At 39.3% G+C, this 19,072-nt stretch carries 16 protein-coding genes; 5 read left to right on the top strand and 11 right to left on the bottom strand.

Going from position 1 to position 19,072, the window contains the following annotated elements:
• Positions 1-14 precede the first annotated feature (14 nt).
• The 3 genes from lptM to ACTJJG_RS06055 form a co-directional block, all read right to left on the bottom strand.
• Positions 15-239, bottom strand: coding sequence for an LPS translocon maturation chaperone LptM (gene lptM, locus ACTJJG_RS06065; RefSeq protein ID WP_001255198.1), 225 nt, complete (start codon positions 237-239; stop codon positions 15-17).
• A 140-nt stretch (positions 240-379) separates the two neighbouring features.
• Complete coding sequence (locus ACTJJG_RS06060; RefSeq protein ID WP_014207418.1) at positions 380-1,786, bottom strand: amino acid permease; 1,407 nt, start codon at positions 1,784-1,786, stop codon at positions 380-382.
• A 315-nt stretch (positions 1,787-2,101) separates the two neighbouring features.
• Entirely contained in the window at positions 2,102-3,595 is a 1,494-nt protein-coding gene (locus ACTJJG_RS06055; protein WP_017399219.1) for an alanine/glycine:cation symporter family protein, read from the bottom strand.
• Positions 3,596-3,938: 343 nt separating this feature from the next.
• On the opposite strand from ACTJJG_RS06055, the gene radA reads away from it, so the two are divergent.
• Together radA and ACTJJG_RS06045 are read left to right on the top strand one after the other, a co-directional pair.
• A complete protein-coding gene (radA, locus tag ACTJJG_RS06050) occupies positions 3,939-5,327 on the top strand; it encodes a DNA repair protein RadA (RefSeq protein WP_005073053.1) in 1,389 nt (462 codons plus the stop codon).
• Positions 5,328-5,409: 82 nt separating this feature from the next.
• Positions 5,410-6,381 (top strand): Tim44 domain-containing protein, encoded by a 972-nt coding sequence (locus tag ACTJJG_RS06045; RefSeq protein ID WP_002118912.1) that lies wholly within the window; start codon positions 5,410-5,412, stop codon positions 6,379-6,381.
• A gap of 58 nt (positions 6,382-6,439) precedes the next feature.
• Here ACTJJG_RS06045 and epmA read toward each other — a convergent pair whose 3' ends face one another.
• The 5 genes from epmA to ACTJJG_RS06020 all read right to left on the bottom strand — a co-directional run bounded on the left by epmA (position 6,440) and on the right by ACTJJG_RS06020 (position 12,372).
• Positions 6,440-7,414 carry an EF-P lysine aminoacylase EpmA gene (epmA, locus tag ACTJJG_RS06040; RefSeq protein WP_057062954.1) on the bottom strand — a complete coding sequence of 325 codons (975 nt, stop codon included), beginning with the start codon at positions 7,412-7,414 and terminating at the stop codon, positions 6,440-6,442.
• On the bottom strand, positions 7,411-8,478 hold the full coding sequence (locus tag ACTJJG_RS06035) for a 4-phosphoerythronate dehydrogenase (RefSeq protein WP_002118412.1): 1,068 nt from the start codon (positions 8,476-8,478) through the stop codon (positions 7,411-7,413). The genes epmA and ACTJJG_RS06035 overlap by 4 nt, the downstream gene beginning before the upstream one ends.
• Positions 8,479-8,581: 103 nt before the next feature.
• Positions 8,582-8,974 carry a YkvA family protein gene (locus ACTJJG_RS06030; RefSeq protein WP_002118768.1) on the bottom strand — a complete coding sequence of 131 codons (393 nt, stop codon included), beginning with the start codon at positions 8,972-8,974 and terminating at the stop codon, positions 8,582-8,584.
• A gap of 119 nt (positions 8,975-9,093) precedes the next feature.
• The gene (fdhD, locus tag ACTJJG_RS06025; protein ID WP_372552556.1) at positions 9,094-9,885 is read right to left on the bottom strand and encodes a formate dehydrogenase accessory sulfurtransferase FdhD; all 792 of its coding nucleotides are present in this window, start codon (positions 9,883-9,885) and stop codon (positions 9,094-9,096) included.
• Between the two features lie 78 nt (positions 9,886-9,963).
• Complete coding sequence (locus tag ACTJJG_RS06020; RefSeq protein ID WP_002118434.1) at positions 9,964-12,372, bottom strand: FdhF/YdeP family oxidoreductase; 2,409 nt, start codon at positions 12,370-12,372, stop codon at positions 9,964-9,966.
• A 399-nt stretch (positions 12,373-12,771) separates the two neighbouring features.
• Here ACTJJG_RS06020 and ACTJJG_RS06015 point away from each other — a divergent pair, with 399 nt between their 5' ends.
• Positions 12,772-13,929, top strand: a complete 1,158-nt coding sequence (locus ACTJJG_RS06015) for a glycerate kinase (protein ID WP_372552557.1) — start codon at positions 12,772-12,774, stop codon at positions 13,927-13,929.
• Here ACTJJG_RS06015 and ACTJJG_RS06010 read toward each other — a convergent pair.
• Positions 13,926-14,492, bottom strand: coding sequence for a TetR/AcrR family transcriptional regulator (locus ACTJJG_RS06010; protein ID WP_101664735.1), 567 nt, complete (start codon positions 14,490-14,492; stop codon positions 13,926-13,928). The genes ACTJJG_RS06015 and ACTJJG_RS06010 overlap by 4 nt on opposite strands.
• Before the next feature lie 123 nt (positions 14,493-14,615).
• Here ACTJJG_RS06010 and ACTJJG_RS06005 point away from each other — a divergent pair, with 123 nt between their 5' ends.
• Positions 14,616-15,398 carry an SDR family NAD(P)-dependent oxidoreductase gene (locus ACTJJG_RS06005; RefSeq protein ID WP_017385793.1) on the top strand — a complete coding sequence of 261 codons (783 nt, stop codon included), beginning with the start codon at positions 14,616-14,618 and terminating at the stop codon, positions 15,396-15,398.
• 37 nt (positions 15,399-15,435) lie between these two features.
• Positions 15,436-16,041, top strand: coding sequence for a nitroreductase family protein (locus ACTJJG_RS06000; protein ID WP_017385792.1), 606 nt, complete (start codon positions 15,436-15,438; stop codon positions 16,039-16,041).
• Positions 16,042-16,141: 100 nt separating this feature from the next.
• Here the strand turns inward: ACTJJG_RS06000 and ACTJJG_RS05995 are convergent, their stop codons facing one another.
• Together ACTJJG_RS05995 and ACTJJG_RS05990 are read right to left on the bottom strand one after the other, a co-directional pair.
• A complete protein-coding gene (locus ACTJJG_RS05995) occupies positions 16,142-16,696 on the bottom strand; it encodes a TetR/AcrR family transcriptional regulator (protein WP_372552558.1) in 555 nt (184 codons plus the stop codon).
• A 763-nt stretch (positions 16,697-17,459) separates the two neighbouring features.
• On the bottom strand, positions 17,460-18,968 hold the full coding sequence (locus ACTJJG_RS05990; RefSeq protein WP_202724754.1) for an SIR2 family protein: 1,509 nt from the start codon (positions 18,966-18,968) through the stop codon (positions 17,460-17,462).
• Between the last annotated feature and the right edge of the window lie 104 nt (positions 18,969-19,072).

The raw sequence follows: 19,072 nt of genomic DNA, 5'->3' as shown, positions 1-19,072 counted from the left end.
CCTTATTTCAAAGCTTAAGGTGATGTAGTTTGTGGTTGAGCTGCTGATGATTCGACTGACTGTTCAGCCTGTTCATCTTGTTGCACAACTTGTTTCTGTTCTTTATTACGATAGAGCAAGTATTTTGCACGTTTGTCATAATTTGGATCAGAAGGTAGCTGCAATGCTCCTGACTGACCGCAAGCGCTAAGCAAAATACTGCTGCTCAATAAACTGATGAGGCAAATGACACGACGCATCTGAGCACCTGATTTAAACAATTCGATGCAGTATACCGTGATCAGGCAAGCGGCTAAAGAGTAAACTTGAATAGAAAAACAATATGCATAAAAAACGCCAGCTTTTCAGCCAGCGTTTCATCATAACCAAATAAATTTAATTATTTTTTATGACGTGGTTTATAGAAGAAGAAATAACCAATGATCAAAATAACAAACCAAATTGGGCTGACTTTAAGCGCTTTAAAAGTGTCTGGCTCTAAAGACAATACGTAAATCATACCAATAAAGAAAATAATCGTGATCCAACATGTAAATAAGCCACCCGGCAATTTAAATGTTGATTTGGCATGCAGTTCAGGACGCGTGGTGTAATAACGGATGTAACTCCAAATAATAAGCAACCACACGCAGATGAAGAGAATCGTTGAAAGTGTTGTTGCAAGCGTAAATGCTTCAACTGTATTTGGTACAAAATACTGTAATGCTGCACCTAACAATAAACACGCAGCAGAGAAATACAGTGCATTTGCAGGTACTGCACGTCTGTTAAGCTTACCAAAAGCTTTTGGCCCCTGATCTTCACGAGATAAACCAAATAACATACGGCTTGTTGAGAAGACACCACTGTTCATTGATGACATCACTGATGACAATACCACCAAGTTCATCAGGATGGCTGCTGCTGCCACACCTGCTTGACTAAACAAGTTTACAAATGGACTGATCGCTGGATCAATTTTATTCCAAGGTGTTACAGACATCACAATCAACAATGCCAATACGTAGAAAATAATGATACGGATTGGAATTGAGTTAATTGCTTTTGGTAAGTTACGTGCTGGATCTTTCGTTTCCGCAGCCGTTGTTCCCACAAGTTCCACACCAACAAAAGCAAAGATTGCAATCTGGAAGCCTGCCAAGAAACCATGTACACCTGTTGGGAAGAAGCCACCGTTAGCCCAAAGATGAGTAAATGATGCAACTTCACCTGTACTTGAGGTAAAGCCTGTAAAGATCATCCATAGACCCACAGCGATTAAAATAATAATCGCAAGAATCTTAATGAGCGCAAACCAGAACTCTAACTCACCAAATAGACGTACGGTTAATAGGTTTAAACCCATAATAAATACAATCGCGGCAACACTGATCATCGCCCCTTCGACAGGCGAGAAAGGTAAACCATTATTGAAGAACTGTAAGTAGTAGATAATTGCAGAGAGGTCAGCGATACCAATCGTGATCCAACATAACCAGTACGTCCACCCTACAAAATAACCTGCCCATGGACCGATTAAATCTGTTGTGAAGTCAATAAATGATTTATAGGCAAGGTTTGAAAGAAGTAATTCGCCAAGCGCACGCATGACAAAAAACACCATCACACCAATAATCAAATAAATGAATAAGATCGACGGACCAGCAAGGCTAATTGTTTTGCCTGATCCCATAAATAATCCGGTCCCAATTGCACCACCAATCGCGATCAGCTGTAAATGCCGATTGGAGAGGCTTCGATGGAGCTCACCTTGTTCATGAGGCTCGCTCAGATTTTGATTCGACATTTGATAAATACACTCCAGTAATTTTTTTAGTCCGTTAGCTAAATTCAAATCAAAAAGACGATATCGCACCATTTGCAGGTATCTTTTAAATGTATATTTTTTGACAACTTTTCAGCTAACCAATTTTGTCTGTATTGCTGATGATTCCAAGCTACATACAATTAGGGCCGATAATACGCACAAGCCCACTGCAATACAACGGACTCTCAAGTCAACTTTTGTCGTACTTGCTTAACTTTCGCATATATAAAAAGGCTACCAGTGAGATAGCCTTTTCGATTAAGGATCAGGAAATAAATTTATCTTTTGAAAAATTTACTTTTGTTTATTCTTCAATCTTTCTTCCCAGAATGTCGCATTTTTAATTCCTAATTTAACAGGGTCAAATGTGTACTCTGTTACTCCAGCTTTTTGCTGCGCTTCATAATCTTTAAGAGCTTTAATTGTTGGCTTCCATACAAAATAAGTCACAATAATTCCGACAATATTAATCCATGCCATTAAACCGACACCAATATCACCAATACCCCATATATAACCGGTTGCACTTAAAACCCCATAAGATACAGAGAGAATAATAAAGCACTTAGTCACAAATAATAACGATGGAGATTTAGTAATATAGCTTAGATAAGTAATGTTAGTTTCAGCAATATAGTAATACGCAACGATTGTTGTAAAAGCGAAGAAGAACACAGCCAACGCCACGAAGATTTGGCCAAAATTACCAAACATTGTACTCACTGCCATTTGGGTAAAAGCAGGGGAACCTAGTTCCACAGTAGCGCCAACATTTTGTACAATAAAATGACCAGCTTCTAATGTACCTTGTACGTTATACATACCTGTAATTAAAATCATAAATGCTGTTGCAGAGCAGACGAATAATGTATCGACATAAATCGAGAATGCCTGTACAAAACCTTGTTGAGCTGGGTGTTGAACTTCTGCTGCAGCTGCTGCGTGTGGCCCTGTTCCTTGCCCTGCCTCATTTGAATAAACACCACGTTTTACCCCCCAACCGATTGCAGCACCAAGACCCGCCATAGGAGAAAAAGCATCTTCAAAAATTAATTTGATTACACCAGGTAGCTCGTGAATATTCGCAATCACAATAACAACAGCCATTAGAATATAACCAGCTGCCATAAAAGGAACAACGAATTCAGCAAAACGTGCAATCCGTTTAATACCACCAAAAATAATGATAGCGAGTAAACCAACAATCACCACAAGTGCTACAATTTTAAACAGGCCAATATCACCAAAAATAATTGCCCCTTCACCTGTAATTTGTGTAAATGCCTTACCTACTGCATTTGCTTGAATTCCCGGTAAGAACAAACCACAAGAAATAATTGCTGCTATAGCAAATACGATGCCTAACCAACGCTGTCCTAGCCCTCTGTCAAAATAAAAAGCAGGACCACCACGATATTGCCCTTGATATTCGACTTTATAGATTTGACCTAAAGTTGATTCTACATATGCCGTGCTTGCTCCTAAAAATGCAACCAACCACATCCAAAAGACAGCACCGGGCCCACCAAAGCCAATTGCTGCCGCTACACCCGCAATATTACCTACACCTACTCGTCCCGATAATGAAACAGCTAAGGCTTGAAATGATGAAATCCCCTGTTCTGAAGAAGTACCTTTTATTAATAGTCTGGCCATTTCCTTCATTTGACGCACTTGAACAAATCTTGTCAAAATAGAAAAAAATAAACCCGCGCCTAAGCACAGGTAAATAAGTGCCTTACTCCAAATAATGCCATTAATCCAATCAACAATTTCTGCTGCACTCATAGATATCAACCTTTTGTATTTTTAAAATACAATACTCATATTATTTTGTTCGTTTTCACTTCAGCAATATCCATGCCATATCTATAATAAACAGCTAGATACATACTCCAGTAAAAACACCGTCCTTGGGGAATAGATTAGATTTTTTATATCCACTGAAAACAAACTTTATCTGACTTGTAAAAATCCAATATCGTGTTATTTTTGGTGTCTTTCCCTTATTAGTTCCTTAAAAGATCCCTTCAAATTTCCTCATTATCTTTTATGATAATTTCTGGAAACAAGAACGAAGAACTTCCTAAGAACTATATTTATATAATATTGAGCAAAATTTCAATTTTTTATGAGCAAAGTCAAAACTGTTTACCGTTGCGAGCAATGTGGTGCCGATCATCTTAAATGGGCTGGTCAATGCTCAGAGTGTGGTGAATGGAATTCTCTGACTGAAGTTAAACTTGAGCCAACCACTGCTCACCGTGCACGTCCTAAAATTGGGGGCTATGCTGGACAAGTTGCTAATATTACAACACTAAATAAAGTTTCCGTTTCTCATGAAACCCGCTTACCTACAGGCATTAGCGAATTTGACCGAGTGCTTGGCGGCGGTTTGGTGACAGGTTCTGTGGTGCTGATTGGTGGTGACCCCGGTATTGGTAAATCAACCATTCTTTTGCAAACCGCAACGCACATGGCAAGCGCAAAAAGCTCTGCACTTTATATTACGGGTGAGGAATCTTTATCTCAGGTGGCGCTTCGTGCGCAACGTCTTGATCTGCCAACTGACCAATTAAAAGTCATGGCTGAAACCTGTGTAGAACGCATTTGTGAGGTTTTAGAACAAGAAAAACCTGTAGTCGCTATTCTAGATTCGATTCAAACACTTTATACAGAAACTCTCCAATCTGCTCCGGGTGGTGTTTCACAAATTCGTGAATCTGCTGCTTTATTAACCCGTTATGCAAAAAATAGTGGCACAGCGCTATTCATTGTTGGCCATGTGACCAAAGAAGGTGCACTGGCAGGTCCGCGTGTTTTAGAGCATATGGTGGACTGCGTACTTTACTTTGAAGGTCAATCGGATTCTCGCTATCGCATGATTCGTGCTGTTAAAAACCGTTTTGGTGCAGTGAATGAACTTGGCGTATTTGGCATGACTGATAAAGGCTTACGTGAAGTGGCCAATCCTTCCGCTATTTTCTTAAGTCGATATGATGAAGCGATTCCCGGTTCAATTGTCATGATTAGCCGTGAAGGAACTCGCCCTCTTTTGGTCGAAGTACAAGCTTTAGTTGATGATGCTCAAGGACAACCACGACGTGTTGCACTTGGTCTTGAACAAAACCGTTTGAACATGTTGCTTGCTGTAATGCATCGTCATGGTGGGGTGCAAACCACTGGACAAGATGTATACGTCAACATTGTAGGTGGCTTAAAAATTACCGAAACAGGTTCTGATTTGGCTGTTTTACTTGCATGTGCTTCAAGTTTACGTACTAAAGCGTTGCCCCAACAGCTTGCAGTTTTTGGTGAAGTTGGTCTTTCTGGTGAAATTCGCCCTGTTCCTAACGGTCAGGAGCGCTTAAAAGAAGCAGCAAAACATGGCTTTAAATATGTCATTTTACCAAGAGGAAACGCCCCTCAAAAGGCAATTCCAGGCGTACAAGTTATTGCTGTTGCGCGCTTGCATGAAGCATTGACAGAAGCTATGCAACTCAGTGATGAATTGACATAAAAAAACATACTTTTATAGTTGAAATTTAGAGTAAAAGCCTGCATAAATACTATTACAAATTAACTTTAAACAGGAATTTCCTATGGAAGTACACCAGCGTGGCTTGATTACCGGTATTTTAATGGCTGCTTTAGCAATTTCTCCTCTTGCTGAAGCTAAACGTGCAGGTGGTGGTAAAAGCCACGGTATGGCACGTTCGACTACTTCAAGCCAGTCTTATCAACAACCTCGTCAAGTGACTCCAGTTCAACAAACCACTACAGCGCCTCAGAAATCTGGTCCAGGCGTTGGTTCAATGGTTGCAGCTGGTGTGGCTGGTGCTGCCGTAGGTGCTGTTGCAGCAAATGCTTTAGCTGATGACAAACCGACATCAACTGAGCAGCAAGCCACTCAGGCGCAAGCTCAAGAAGAGAAAAAAGGTGGAATCCCAGGTTGGATTTGGGTATTGCTTGCCGCAGCTCTTGCTTTCTTTGTATTCCGTAAATTGGGATCAAAAAAAAAATTAGCAGGTAACAACCCTTACGCACCAAATAGTAACGGTCAAAACCCATTTGGCCGTTCTGCTGCGCCACAAGCAGCTCCACGTAATGCTGGCGATAATACAAATATCTTTGGTCAATCTGTGGGTGGCGGTGCAGCAACGCAAGCACCTTTTGGTGGTGTAACCACGAGCAATGGCAATCAACTTCCAGATGGTAGTGAACCAGCTGCGTTCTTACGTATTGCACGTCAACGTTTTAATCACATCCAATCGATGAATACTGCAAGTAACATTGAAGAAATTCGCCGTTACTTAACACCAGAACTTTATAGTTCTATGTATAACGACATCATGGAAAACCAAGATCAAGACGTTGCTGAATTTAGTAACTTGAATGCGATGGTTGTAGACAGTGCGACTGAAAATGGTCAATACGTAGTAAGTGTACGTTTCACTGGTACAGTAAGTGAAGACCTAAACAGCTTGCCACAACCGTTTACCGAAATCTGGCACTTTGTTAAGCCTGCTGGCTCTCAACAAGACTGGGTTGTTGCAGGTATTCAACAAGCTTAAGCTGAATAAACCCTAAATAAAAAAGCCACAATATTGTGGCTTTTTTATTTGTCAGCTTTTAAGCAATTTCTGCAGGAAAGGTCACTACTTTTTCAATTTTGACCTGATCCATTGCAACCATGAGTAAACGGTCTACACCTAAAGCAATACCTGAGCATTCCGGCATATGAGGCAATGCTGCTAACAGATGCTCATCTAAAGGCATAACATGAAGCCCTTGCTTAGCTCGCTCTGCATTATCTGCTTCAAAGCGTGAACGTAACACATCTGCATCGAGTAATTCATCGTAGGCATTGGCTAGCTCTAAGCCTTCAATATAAACCTCGAAACGCGCCGCGACCTCTTCCCCATCTTCATCTACTTTCACTTTTGCCAAAGAGGCCATTTCTGGTGGAAAGTCAGTTAAAAAAACTGGAGCATCAAAACCCAAACTTGGTTCAACAAAATGAGAAAATAACAAATCCATATAAGCTAGGCGATCATCGCCCAAGTCGAGATTTAATCCCACACGATTTGCGGTATCTTTGAGTTGTTTCAAGGTTGCCTGCAAAGGGTTGATATCAAGACGATCTTGAAAGGCATGTTTATAACTTAGAATAAACGGACGAACTTCACCAAAACGATGCTGCAAACAGGTTTGCAATAAATCGGCTGTTTCATGCATTAACGCTTTTAAGTCTAGACCGGGGCGATACCATTCAAGCATGGTAAATTCACTGTTGTGTTTACGCCCGTGTTCATCATCTCGGAACACCTTACAGATTTGATAAATCGGCCCACTACCGCTCGCCAATAAACGCTTCATGGCAAACTCTGGTGAAGTCTGTAAATATTGAGTTTGCAATTTGCCATTAATATGACGCAAAGCCTGAACCGAAGCTAAATGTACATCGGTGACACCTGCTTGTGAAACGATTGGTGTTTCGACTTCCATGACATCACGTTCAGCAAAAAACTGACGAATTTGGCTATAGAGCTTGGCACGTGCTTTTAAGGCATCAATTGAACAAGTAGGTTGATAACTTAAACTCATGCCTGTGGTCCCCCATGTGCTGCCCATTCACGGCGCAGCGGATAATTTTTACGTAATAAATCAAATGCTTTTTGCTCTACTTTGCCATCTTTAATACAGGCACGGATGTTGGCATCATCTTGAGCAATATCATAAATCTGAGCTAACTTTTGCTTTAACACTGCTTTTAAATCATGTCCTGAAAAATAGTCTTCGCATGCAGGTAGCTGAGTTTCAAAACGCTTATTAATGTCGTATCCAAACTTTTGACAAAAAGCTTCATAAATCATTTGTGTACCGCGGGCTTTTCCTTCAAGGCTATAACCAGCAATATGCGGTGTTGCTAAAGCCAACATGTCTATAAGTTCTTCTGATATGACTGGTTCATGCTCAAATACATCAAGCACCACTTTACGCTGGGTACGATGAATATCCTCCATTAAAGCAGCTTCTTTCACGACTGGACCACGTGCACTATTAATTAAAATCGTGTCAGGTTGAAGTGCTGCAAAAGCTTTTTCATCAAACAAATGATATGTCGGATGTTCACCGTTTTTGGTCAGCGGCACATGAATTGAAATTGCGTTGGCTTGTTGCAACAGAGTTTCTAAGCTTACGTTTTCAATTGCGTCTAGTTTCACATATGGGTCAAATCCAATTACATTCCAACCAAGTAACTGAGCCATATAGACCAAACGCTTACCGACGTTGCCAAGGCCAACAATGCCTAGGGTAAATTTTTCTTGTTGTTCTAAAAGGTTCGCATCTAAATGAAGTAAAGCTGTAATGACATATTCAGCAACCGCTTGGGCATTACAACCAGCCGCATTTGCCCAAGTAATTCCTTGTTTTTCTAACGCTGTAATATCTAAATGATCGGTCCCGATTGTGGCACTGCCCACATATTTTAATGCAGTGTTTTCAATTAAACTTGAGTTAACTGCAGTAACCGAGCGGACCAGTAAAGCTTGAGCATTTTTTACATCTGCATGGGTTAAAGTGCGCCCTGCTTTGTGTTGAATATCGCCAAACTCAGAAAAAAAGTAATCGGTAAATGCCAAATTTTCATCTGCGACGATTTTCATTGTCTGCAACCCATAGCTTATAAAAACGTTATTATCCTTTGAGTTGTAGCAAAGCACAATGTTAAGGGTATAAATTAGTACAGGGTCTCAAGACTCAGTTTAGTCACAACCCACCACCAAAATAAAAGTAAGCCATGACAGCGAGTGTGAGCCAAATTAAAATAATGAGTACGGCAACCAAATAGTTTTTTGGTCGTTTTTCATGTTCATCCAGCCATTCTTCAGCTTGTTGTTCAGCATCGAAAATGACTTGTTGAGGTGTAAAACGAACTGCTAACCAAATCAGCATTGGTAAAATGATGGCATCATCAATAAAGCCCAAAATAGGAATAAAATCGGGAATTAAGTCGATGGGGCTAAACGCGTAAGCCACAGCCACCACAGCAATAATTTTGGGTAACCACGGCATTTGAGGATGCCTTGAGGCAAACCAAAGCATAATAATTTGCTTCTTTAGACCTTTTGCCCATTCTTTTATTGATTGTAACCAAGACATTTGGACAGACTCTGAACCTTTAGAGTTTTATAATAATCCATAAAACCTATCCTTAGCTTAAAAGCCAAAGAAATGTCAGATGAGCTTTATTTTAGGTCCATCACCTTGAACAATATATTTTAAATTTCTGTATATAAAACAAATCTATCTCCCCTACAAAAACTCGCCAAAGTCAGGCCAGATTGTTTGGCTAATTGAATAGCCATGCTGGTAGGCGCTGAAATTGACGCCAGTAGACTTATATTCAGCTGGGCACATTTTCGTATCAGTTCATAACTTGCCCGACTGGTCATCACCACAAAACCTAAACTGGTGTCGTAGTTTTCTTGCGCTAAATAACCGAGTAATTTGTCTAGGGCATTATGGCGGCCAACATCTTCAAATAAAGCGACGATGTGACCATCAACCACCCATGCTGCGGCATGTGCGCCACCCGTTAAAGCGGTAATTTCTTGCTGGGCTTTTAAGTGGGAAATGGCACTCGGAATTTGCTCAAGCCATATTTTTGATGCATGCGTTGTAATTTTAGGAACGTCTAACTGAAACTGCTCTAAACTCTCAATTCCACACAAACCACACCCTGTACGGCCTACCATCATGCGGCGGTGTTCTTTTAAGGCAGCAAATGCTCTCGATGAAATAGTCATTTCAACCGTAATGCCCAATTCATTTTGATGTACATCAAGCGCATATAGCTCTTTTAAGCTGGTTAAAATTCCTTCCGAGAGATTAAAACCTTTGGCAAATAATTCTACATCGGTCGGTGTCGCCATCATCACCGCATGCGAGATGCCGTTATACACCAAGGCAATTGGGTACTCTTGCACAATATGATCTAAAACATTTTCAGAGTCGGTTTTGTTAAACCGCTGTACTGGTAATGTTTCAACCCCATAGGAATGTGGTGTCAAAATTATTTCCTTTATTTCAAAATGGCGCTTGTTTAGAGCGCCATTTGTTTGGATGACATTTTTTAATATTGCCTTTGATTAAAGGTTGCTTACTTTCTTATCAGCGTCTTCAGGCGCAACTGCCGTTGCCAAGTTAAAATGCTCTGGCGCATTTCCGGGATGCAAAATCACAGGAACACTTTTTGAAGCAGGAATCTTGGCATATTTATCATGACTGCTTAACGCCACCAAAGGATTGGTTTCCGGATAGTAAGCGGCCAAGCTGCCTCGCGGAATGTTGTACGGCACAATACGGAAACTATGCACGATACGTTTTACACCGTCCGAGAAAACACTTTCAATATCAACCCATTGGTTTGCTTCAAAACCAGCTTCATCAATATCAGCTTGGTTCATAAATAACACACGGCGTTGCCCAAACACTCCGCGGTAGCGGTCATCTAGACCATATAAAGTGGTGTTGTATTGGTCATGAGAACGAGTAGTCATTAAGGTATAAACCTTACTGTCGGTATATGCCGCAGCGTACTGATTTTCTTTATCGGCATAGACCTCACTCAGCGGTGTAATCATAAACTGCGCTTTACCACTTTTTGTATTCCAGATGTGCTGATTGGCTGGATGCTCTAGATGGAATCCACCCGGTTTATAGACACGTAAATTAAAGTCATGGAACTCATCAAACACATCGGCAATTGAATCACGAATACGGTCGTAGCTTTCGATATACCATTTCCATTTAATTTGGCTGTCTGGAAGTACTGCTTCAGCCATTCGGGCGACAATATCTGGTTCAGACAAAATATTGTCAGAAATTGGAGCGTTACGTCCTGCTGACAAATGAATATTACTCATTGAATCTTCAACTGAAATTGCCTGTGGGCCATGAAGCTGCTCATCAATTTCGGTACGACCTAAACATGGCAAAATTAGTGCATCTTTACCACACACCAAATGGCTACGGTTTAACTTGGTTGCGACATGAACGGTTAAATTACACTTTCTAAGTGCTTCTTGGGTATACGGCGTATCTGGCGTTGCAACTGCAAAGTTCCCACCCAAACCAATAAAGACTTTGACCTCACCTTCTGCCATGGCTTTAATAGTTTCAACGACACCATGCCCATTTTTTCTCGGTGATTTAATTCCAAATACGCGATCAATGTTGTCGAGTAATTTAGGGCTAGGTAGTTCATTAATGCCCATGGTTCGGTCGCCTTGCACGTTACTGTGCCCACGAACCGGACAAAGCCCTGCACCCGGTCTGCCAATTTGTCCACGCGCCAACAATAAATTTGCCAGCATATGTACGTTAGCTGTGCCGTGGCGGTGTTGCGTGATACCCATTCCCCAACAGAAAATTGAACGCTCTGATTCTAAAAAGAGTTTGGCGAGTTTTTCTAAATGTTCAGGCGATAACCCTGAGTGTTTATAAATATCTGCCCATTCAGTTCTTTCAACCTCAGCAATCATTTCATCAAAACCAACGGTATTCACCGCGATAAAGTTTCGGTCAAAAACGCTTGGTTTACCTGAGGCAAGTGCTTTTTTATCCCACTCATTTAAGTGCTTTAACATCCCTAACATGAGTGCATAGTCGCCCCCAATTTTAGGTTGGAAATAATAACGACTAATTGGCGTACTGCCGTTGGTCATCATTTCAAGCGGTGCTTGCGGGTCTTGGAAACGCTCTAAGCCGCGCTCTTTAATTGGGTTAATCGCAATAATGTTGCCGCCACGTTTAGATACTTCACGCAAAGTACCTAACATACGTGGATGGTTGGTTCCGGGGTTATGACCAAAACTAAAAATAGCATCGGCTACGTCAAAGTCTTCTAGGGTGACTGTGCCTTTTCCTAAACCAATCGAGTCAAGTAAGCCAACACTTGTGGTTTCATGACACATGTTCGAGCAGTCTGGAAAGTTATTTGTACCAAAGCTTCTCACAAACAATTGATATAAAAATGCTGCTTCGTTACTGGCCCGGCCAGAGGTATAAAATGCCGCTTGGTCTGGGTTGTCTAGCGCATGTAAATGTTGAGCAATGAGTTTAAATGCATCGTCCCATGAAATAGGCACATATTTATCGGTTGCAGCATCGTAGCGAACTGGGTCTGTTAAGCGGCCTAAGTCTTCGAGGAAAAAGTCACTTTGTTCTGATAACCAACTGACGGTATGCCCTGCGAAATATTCAGGAGTCACTGTTTTACTGGTTGCTTCAAAGGCAACTGCTTTTGCACCATTTTCACAGAAGTTAAATGCGTGAGCATCTTTCTTTTCTGGCCATGCACAGCCGGGACAGTCAAAACCTGTAGGTTGGTTAATGTTGAGTAAGGTAATTGAACCTTTACCTAAAATATCTTGTCGCTTTAAGTTTCGAGCAACACTTAGCAGTGCGCCCCACCCGCCAGCAGGATGAGTATATGGCTCAATTCGCGCAAAACCGTTATTTTCCTGTATATGCTTTTGTTCTTCTGAATTATCCACTTTTTCATCCTCTTATTTCTTCTTAGGCATTCAACAGATCCAATAAAACCACAATTTAATTATGCTTATATCAAGAATCGCTGCTGTCTAGCTTGTGGGTAGAGTCCGCTTGGTATGTTATTCACCATATTTTAAAAAGCTGGCTCAACTGTTCTTATAATATGTGCCATATTTTTTACAATTACAATCATTTAGGCCAACCGCGCTATTTATAGAAAAACATATAAAACAATGAGTTAAAAAGATAGAAACTCCGCCTTTTACAGATCAAAACATTATTGGCTTTTATTTTTAACAGATTGAAAGCCTTTTAAAATTGATGTTTACATGTCTTTATCTATGTTTTTTTCGCATTAAACAGTATAAAACAATTAAAAATCTATCCACATTAGAGCATTTATGAAGGTTGTGATCGCCCCTGATTCATTTAAAGACAGCTTATCTGCTTTAAACGTAGCTCAGGCCATTGCCAAAGGATGGCAAGAAGTTTTTCCTCATGCAGAAACGATTCTATGTCCGATGGCAGATGGTGGTGAAGGAACTATTGAAGCAGTGTTAGAGGTCTGTAAAGGTGAATGGCGTGAAAAAACTGTAGTCGGGCCATTAGGTCAGCCCGTTCAAGCCAAATGGGGATGGTTAGAAAAACAAAAAATCGCCATGATTGAAATGGCTCAAGCGAGCGGCATACAGCTAGTTCCACCGGCTGAGCGTGATGCTTGCCACAGCACAACGTTTGGAACAGGTCAGCTCATTCTGGATGCTTTAGATGCAGGCGCAAAAGATATTATTTTAACTGTGGGTGGTAGTGCTACTAATGATGGCGGCACAGGATTACTGAGTGCTTTAGGTGCTGTTTTGCACGATGCCAACCAAAAGGTTTTACCCGCAGGTGGCCTCGCTCTAAGCAACTTATCAAAAATTGATTTAACACATTTCGACCCACGTATTCAGCACACGCAGTTTTTACTAGCTGCCGATGTGAGCAATCCACTTTGCGGTCCAAACGGCGCATCTCATATTTTTGGTCCACAAAAAGGTGCTTCACCTGCTCAAGTAGAGTTACTCGATACAGCTCTTGCCCATTTTGCCGATGTCTCTGCGGAGCTTTTAGGTTTCGACAAACGAGATGAAGCGGGTTCTGGTGCTGCAGGAGGTTTAGGCTTTGCAGCCAAAAGTTACTTAAATGCTGAGTTTAAGGCTGGAGTTAAGGTTGTGGCCCAACTCAACCAGCTTACCCATAAGGTATCTAACGCGGATTGGGTCATTACAGGCGAAGGTAAATTTGACCAACAAACCTTAAGTGGTAAAACAGTTTTTGGGGTGAGTCAAATTGCAAAAGCTCATGGCATCCCTGTCATTGTGATTGCAGGAACTTTAGGCCAAGGCTACCAAGCGCTTTATGAGCACGGTGTTACAGCTGCTTTTTCGCTAACAAATGGCCCCATCACATTAGAACAAGCCTGCGAACATGCAGCAGAACTCATTTATGAGCGCACAGTGGATATTGCGAGGTTAATTCAGCTTAGCCAAACCAGTTTGAGAGATAAAAAAGTTTAATCGGCTAACTTTAAAAGACTCTCTTTACAACTTTCCAATATTTCATCGCTAAGGATAGATTGGTCTGGGCATGCGCGAGACAAGGCAATTGCCCCTACAGACTGAGCAAGAATATTAATAGCTTGCTTTCTCAACTCTGGCGCTTCCAAAGAAACTTGTTTTGCACGTTCGTTCATAATGAACTGAATAAGTTGCTCAATGCCCTCTTCAAATTCGACTTTTACTTCGTCTGGTTGTCTTGCAGCATCACAAGATAACGCTGTTAAGGTACAGCCCAAATCTCGATTGTCTCGATGAGTACGAGACACATAAAGCTGAATAAATTGAGTTAAGTTTAAGCCTTCTATTCTTTTTAAAACCTGCTCAAGCCCATGTTTAACAGTAATTGAGACAAGGTCTGTTTTAGAGCTGAAATGTTTATAGAACCCACCGTGAGTAAAGCCTGCGCTAGACATTAATTCAGCAATGCCGACACCGTCGTAGCCTTTGTTACGAAACAGTTGAGTCGCCTTTTCGACAATTTTTTCTCGGTTTTCTTTTACCTGAGTTTTACTGACTTTCATTTTGGTCTACCCACTTTTACTCACCCTACTCGTCACAATTATACATTGATTATGATTGACATCAAAAATTATATATTTTAGATTATGATCATCATCTAAAAAATTAAAGCGTGGAGACATCACATGTCAGCTCAATCAAAAGTACTTATTACAGGAGCTTCGTCAGGAATTGGTTCTGTCTATGCAGACCGATTTGCTCAACGTGGCCATAACTTAATCTTGGTTGCACGAGACACAAACCGCCTAGATAAAATCTCAAAAGATCTTCAAGAAAAATACGGCGTACAAGTCGAGTTCATTCAAGCCGATCTATCAAATGATCAAGACATTAGTAAGATTGAAGATGTACTCAAAAACGATGCTGATATTGAAATTTTGGTAAATAACGCTGGCATTGCACTAAACGGAACCTTTTTAACTCAAGATATTAAAGATATTGAAAAACTCATTACTTTAAATATGACTGCAGTTGTTCGTTTGTCTCATGCAATTTCGCAATCACTTATACATAAAGGTAAAGGTGCCATTATTAATTTAGGCTCTGTGCTTGGATTAGCCCCTGAATTAGGTTCTACCATTTATGGTGCAAGTAAATCTTTCATCCAATTTTTTAGCCAAGGCTTATATTTAGAATTAAAAGATCATGGCGTGCATGTTCAAGCCGTATTGCCTTCTGCTACTAAAACCGAAATTTGGGAACGTTCTGGCATCGACTTAAGCCAAGTCCCACCATTAATGGATGTCAATGATTTGGTCGATGCGGCTCTGGTTGGTTTTGATCGTAAAGAAACAATCACAATTCCTGTGCTGAAAGACGAAAATCAATGGAATAATTTTGAAAAATCACGTATCACATTACTACCAAACTTTTCTTCGGCTGATGTAGCCCAACGTTATAAAAACTAACGAGTACCGCTACCCAACTCTTAAGTAGGAAAATCTTATGAATGTTATTGATGCCATCCGTAACCGCCGCGCAGTTAAACGCTTCGACCCTGCTTTTCAACTTTCTGAAGATAACAAAAAGCAGTTATTACAAGAAGTTTTAGCCAATGCACCAAGCGCTTTTAACTTACAACATTGGCGTCCAGTCATCATTGAAGATACTGAGTTAAGACAAAAAATTCGCACCATTGCTTGGGATCAACCACAAGTTACAGAGTCATCATTACTGATTGTGTTGTGTGCAAAAGTAAATACATGGGAAGTTGATGCTAAGCGTGTGTGGGATGGTGCAACTCCAGAAGTTCAAAATATTATGGCTGGCGCAATTGACCAATATTACCGTGATCGTCCACAAACCCAACGTGACGAAGTGATGCGTAGTGCGGGCATTTTTGCTCAAACTTTAATGTTACTTGCTCAAGAGCATGGTTTAGACAGTTGCCCTATGGACGGTTTTGACTTTGATGCAATGGCAAAGCTCATTAACTTACCTGAAGATCACGTGGTGTGTTTAATGATTGCAGTTGGTAAGTCAGCATCTCAGCCTTACCCACGTGTAGGCAAACTTCCTTACGACGATGTAATTATTCAAAATACATTCTAAATTGTAATTCAGATTTTAGGCTTTCATCCTATTTGTTCTTTTTTTATAAATAGATGGAAGCCTTTAATTTGGCATGCATTTAAAATGCGGACTTTGAATCCTATTTAAACTGCTTCAAAAAACAGTCTAATATCATCTCTCTATTCCCTACTTGACCCAAGCTTAAAAGCTGAATAATAGTCCCCTCAATCATATATAAAAATAATTTGGCGTCCTGAAAGGAAGCATCTTTTTTTAGTTTTATTAACTGACTATAGATTTCATTAAGCAACCATGTTCTATATCTCATTGCGGTGATATAAGCTTTTGGATAGGTCAGTTTGATTTCAAAAATTGCTTTAAATAATAGATAGTAAAGCCCCTCCAAATCGGTGTGTAAGACATAAAGTTTCTTAAGTTTATCCACCACACTTGTTTGACTGGTGTACTCAACCATTGAAACTACTTTTTCTTTTAAACGTTCTTTTTGCACAATCATGCAGATTTCAATGAACCGTTCTTTAGAGTGAAAGTAATGATAAAAAGTCGCTTTTGGAATTTGAGACTCTTTCACAAGTCTGTCGACTCCAACCGTATGAAATCCGTGATGGTGAAACAGATCAATTGATTTATTTACGACTAGTATGGCACGTGGGGAGATCACTAAATGTGGCATAGTTTTACCGTTATAAAATTATTGTTGTAGATAAATGAGATACTTTTTTGGGGAGAAAAAAAGGCATAGCAAAGCCATAAAGACTGTGTTTTGCACATCTCAAGTTTTATTGTTGATTAAGTTTTTGGTCGTGACGATTTAAAGCCTGAAAAGCCCAATGGCCATCAAACTGCTTTAAAAGTTTAAGTTGTGTCGATATAGACTTTGGCAAAGGCTGCCAAGAAATTAAGAATGTGCAAAGCCAACTCCTTTTTATTGGGAGTTCTGCCAGACATTTATAGAATTATGGTGGCAGAACGAGAAAGGGTTAGCAGACTAGTATTATCTCAAACTAGCACACCCGAAGGTGTCCCTCTCCCGTCCTACCGCTACGGGAAAGGGACGAGTAGTTCACCACACAAGACTATTCCTCAGAAGGAAAAGCTCTGATGCGGGAGATAATACACGGTCTGCTAAAACCGGCTGGCAATGTGGCCAGCAGGCAAAGAATAGTGCTCTGTTCTATTGCAGTCAAGCACACAAAATGACATTTGTTTTAAATTAGATCATTAAAAAGTAAGGATAAATAATGAGTGAGCTATTGTTAAATGGGGGTTTATAAAAGGAAGGAGTAGTTTTAGTGAATCAAGTGAGTGAGGTAAAATCTACCTTTTAAAAAGTGACTCCCATCCAGTTAGTAGCCGCTTTTCCGTTTATTTTATAGTGAGTGGGAAACTATTGTTGAAATAGATCCCCCACAATTAATTGAAGATCTTAACTTTTCTTAAGCATATTTCTTAAGATCATATAGACACAATAGCTTTCTATATTCTGAACTACGATCATCTGGAAAACTATCAATATATTTTTTTAGATCATCTAAAGAAATAATATCATTCAAAACAAAATAGAATATAGCCTCTAATTTATAAGTTTTTCTAATCTCATCAGTCTGTAAAATACTATCTATAGTAGTGGCCTTGAAACTCTCATAACGTTCTTTTTTAGATTTTTCACAATAATCTTTAATTTTATCTGCTTGAGATTTTTTTAATTCTTCCGCACATTTTAATGCAGGACATATTGAACTAAAACCATATGCAGGGAACCATTGATTACTTGGGACACCCATTTCATCAATTAATATAATGACGTTATCCTTTTTATTTGCAATAAGGTCAAAATATTCACTTACTAGTTGAGCTGTATTATTATATTTATAAAGATATTCAACTTTCTCTTTAGAATCAATTGCTAATACTTTATCTGAATTTTTTAATGTATCTAACCCATCTGCAACGCTAACTTTAACAGTACCACCTGCAACAATTTCTCTAACTACCTCTAAAACTTTTCTAACTTCAAGTGCAGAAACTGGTAATGAAAGTTCCTCTATCGCTCTATAAAGACTCACATAATCATCAGTTTTTACTTTATTAATTCTAATCATAGAACCATTTATAGAAATATCATGATCTTGTATTTCTAATGAATCAGAACTTGGCTCATATTCAACAAGTAAAAAGTTCTTTCTAATTTCTTCAGCTTGGGGGGAGTTAATCTCAACATATTTATAAATTGTACTTAAAATTTCTTTAATATTATCATCACCAACACTATAGCCAAGAAAAATAATTGGATTATGAACAAATAAAGAAATGAGTTGAGCTCTAATTAGCTCATATCTTTCTGCAAAGTTTTTATAATCATTCTCTGTTAAAATAATTTTTTCAGGATAATTTACACAACCATGAATTTTATAAATAGAACCATACGGATTACTTAATAAAATCTCATTACCAATTAAAGGTTGAAACTGAATTAAATCCTCAATCATGCGATCATAATTTGTTGTTACAACAGAAGAAATATTCTTTGAAATTTTCTTAAAACTTTCGATCTCTGAAAGCATGCTTTCTTTATAATCTAAAGTTGATAGCAGATTTTTTACATAAATTTTAAAGCGACTTAATGATTTATTTTCACGACTAGCTTGATAAAAAAGATCATTAATCTCCTTAAACTTACCATCCCTATCTTTAGCTACAAGCTCATTAAACTCTACTTCAAGCAACTGAGCTAATTGCATAAGATCATATGAACCATCATGAGTTTTATGTACTTTATTTTTCATATCATAAAATCTTTCATCAGTACCATAAAGATCTATAGCTACATGCTTCAATAATCCTTCCCAATTAAAAGAGTTGTTTAAATATCTAAGACTTAAACCTGTACCAACAAATAAAACTGGATGGTTCTTATAACTACTGACAAACTCAAAAATGTCCATACTGCAGCTGCTAATGTATTTTTCTAAAGATATTCTCATCTTATATTTTTGGAACTATTCAGGCAATTTAGAAATTGACTTTATTTTAGACTTCTTATTAATTA

This window comes from Acinetobacter sp. 22512, from assembly GCF_052044755.1.
GTDB classification, from domain to species: domain Bacteria; phylum Pseudomonadota; class Gammaproteobacteria; order Pseudomonadales; family Moraxellaceae; genus Acinetobacter; species Acinetobacter pittii.
The sequence above is the reverse complement of the archived record's forward strand: the minus strand, read 5'-3'. Positions and strand labels throughout refer to the sequence as shown.

What these genes read in the sequence shown, in the direction of transcription:
- lptM (WP_001255198.1), bottom strand. Translation starts at nt 239, where the DNA reads ATGCGTCGTGTCATTTGCCTCATCAGTTTATTGAGCAGCAGTATTTTG.
- ACTJJG_RS06060 (WP_014207418.1), bottom strand. Translation starts at nt 1,786, where the DNA reads ATGTCGAATCAAAATCTGAGCGAGCCTCATGAACAAGGTGAGCTCCAT.
- ACTJJG_RS06055 (WP_017399219.1), bottom strand. Translation starts at nt 3,595, where the DNA reads ATGAGTGCAGCAGAAATTGTTGATTGGATTAATGGCATTATTTGGAGT.
- radA (WP_005073053.1), top strand. Translation starts at nt 3,939, where the DNA reads ATGAGCAAAGTCAAAACTGTTTACCGTTGCGAGCAATGTGGTGCCGAT.
- ACTJJG_RS06045 (WP_002118912.1), top strand. Translation starts at nt 5,410, where the DNA reads ATGGAAGTACACCAGCGTGGCTTGATTACCGGTATTTTAATGGCTGCT.
- epmA (WP_057062954.1), bottom strand. Translation starts at nt 7,414, where the DNA reads ATGAGTTTAAGTTATCAACCTACTTGTTCAATTGATGCCTTAAAAGCA.
- ACTJJG_RS06035 (WP_002118412.1), bottom strand. Translation starts at nt 8,478, where the DNA reads ATGAAAATCGTCGCAGATGAAAATTTGGCATTTACCGATTACTTTTTT.
- ACTJJG_RS06030 (WP_002118768.1), bottom strand. Translation starts at nt 8,974, where the DNA reads ATGTCTTGGTTACAATCAATAAAAGAATGGGCAAAAGGTCTAAAGAAG.
- ACTJJG_RS06015 (WP_372552557.1), top strand. Translation starts at nt 12,772, where the DNA reads ATGAAGGTTGTGATCGCCCCTGATTCATTTAAAGACAGCTTATCTGCT.
- ACTJJG_RS06010 (WP_101664735.1), bottom strand. Translation starts at nt 14,492, where the DNA reads ATGAAAGTCAGTAAAACTCAGGTAAAAGAAAACCGAGAAAAAATTGTC.
- ACTJJG_RS06005 (WP_017385793.1), top strand. Translation starts at nt 14,616, where the DNA reads ATGTCAGCTCAATCAAAAGTACTTATTACAGGAGCTTCGTCAGGAATT.
- ACTJJG_RS06000 (WP_017385792.1), top strand. Translation starts at nt 15,436, where the DNA reads ATGAATGTTATTGATGCCATCCGTAACCGCCGCGCAGTTAAACGCTTC.
- ACTJJG_RS05995 (WP_372552558.1), bottom strand. Translation starts at nt 16,696, where the DNA reads ATGCCACATTTAGTGATCTCCCCACGTGCCATACTAGTCGTAAATAAA.
- ACTJJG_RS05990 (WP_202724754.1), bottom strand. Translation starts at nt 18,968, where the DNA reads ATGGACATTTTTGAGTTTGTCAGTAGTTATAAGAACCATCCAGTTTTA.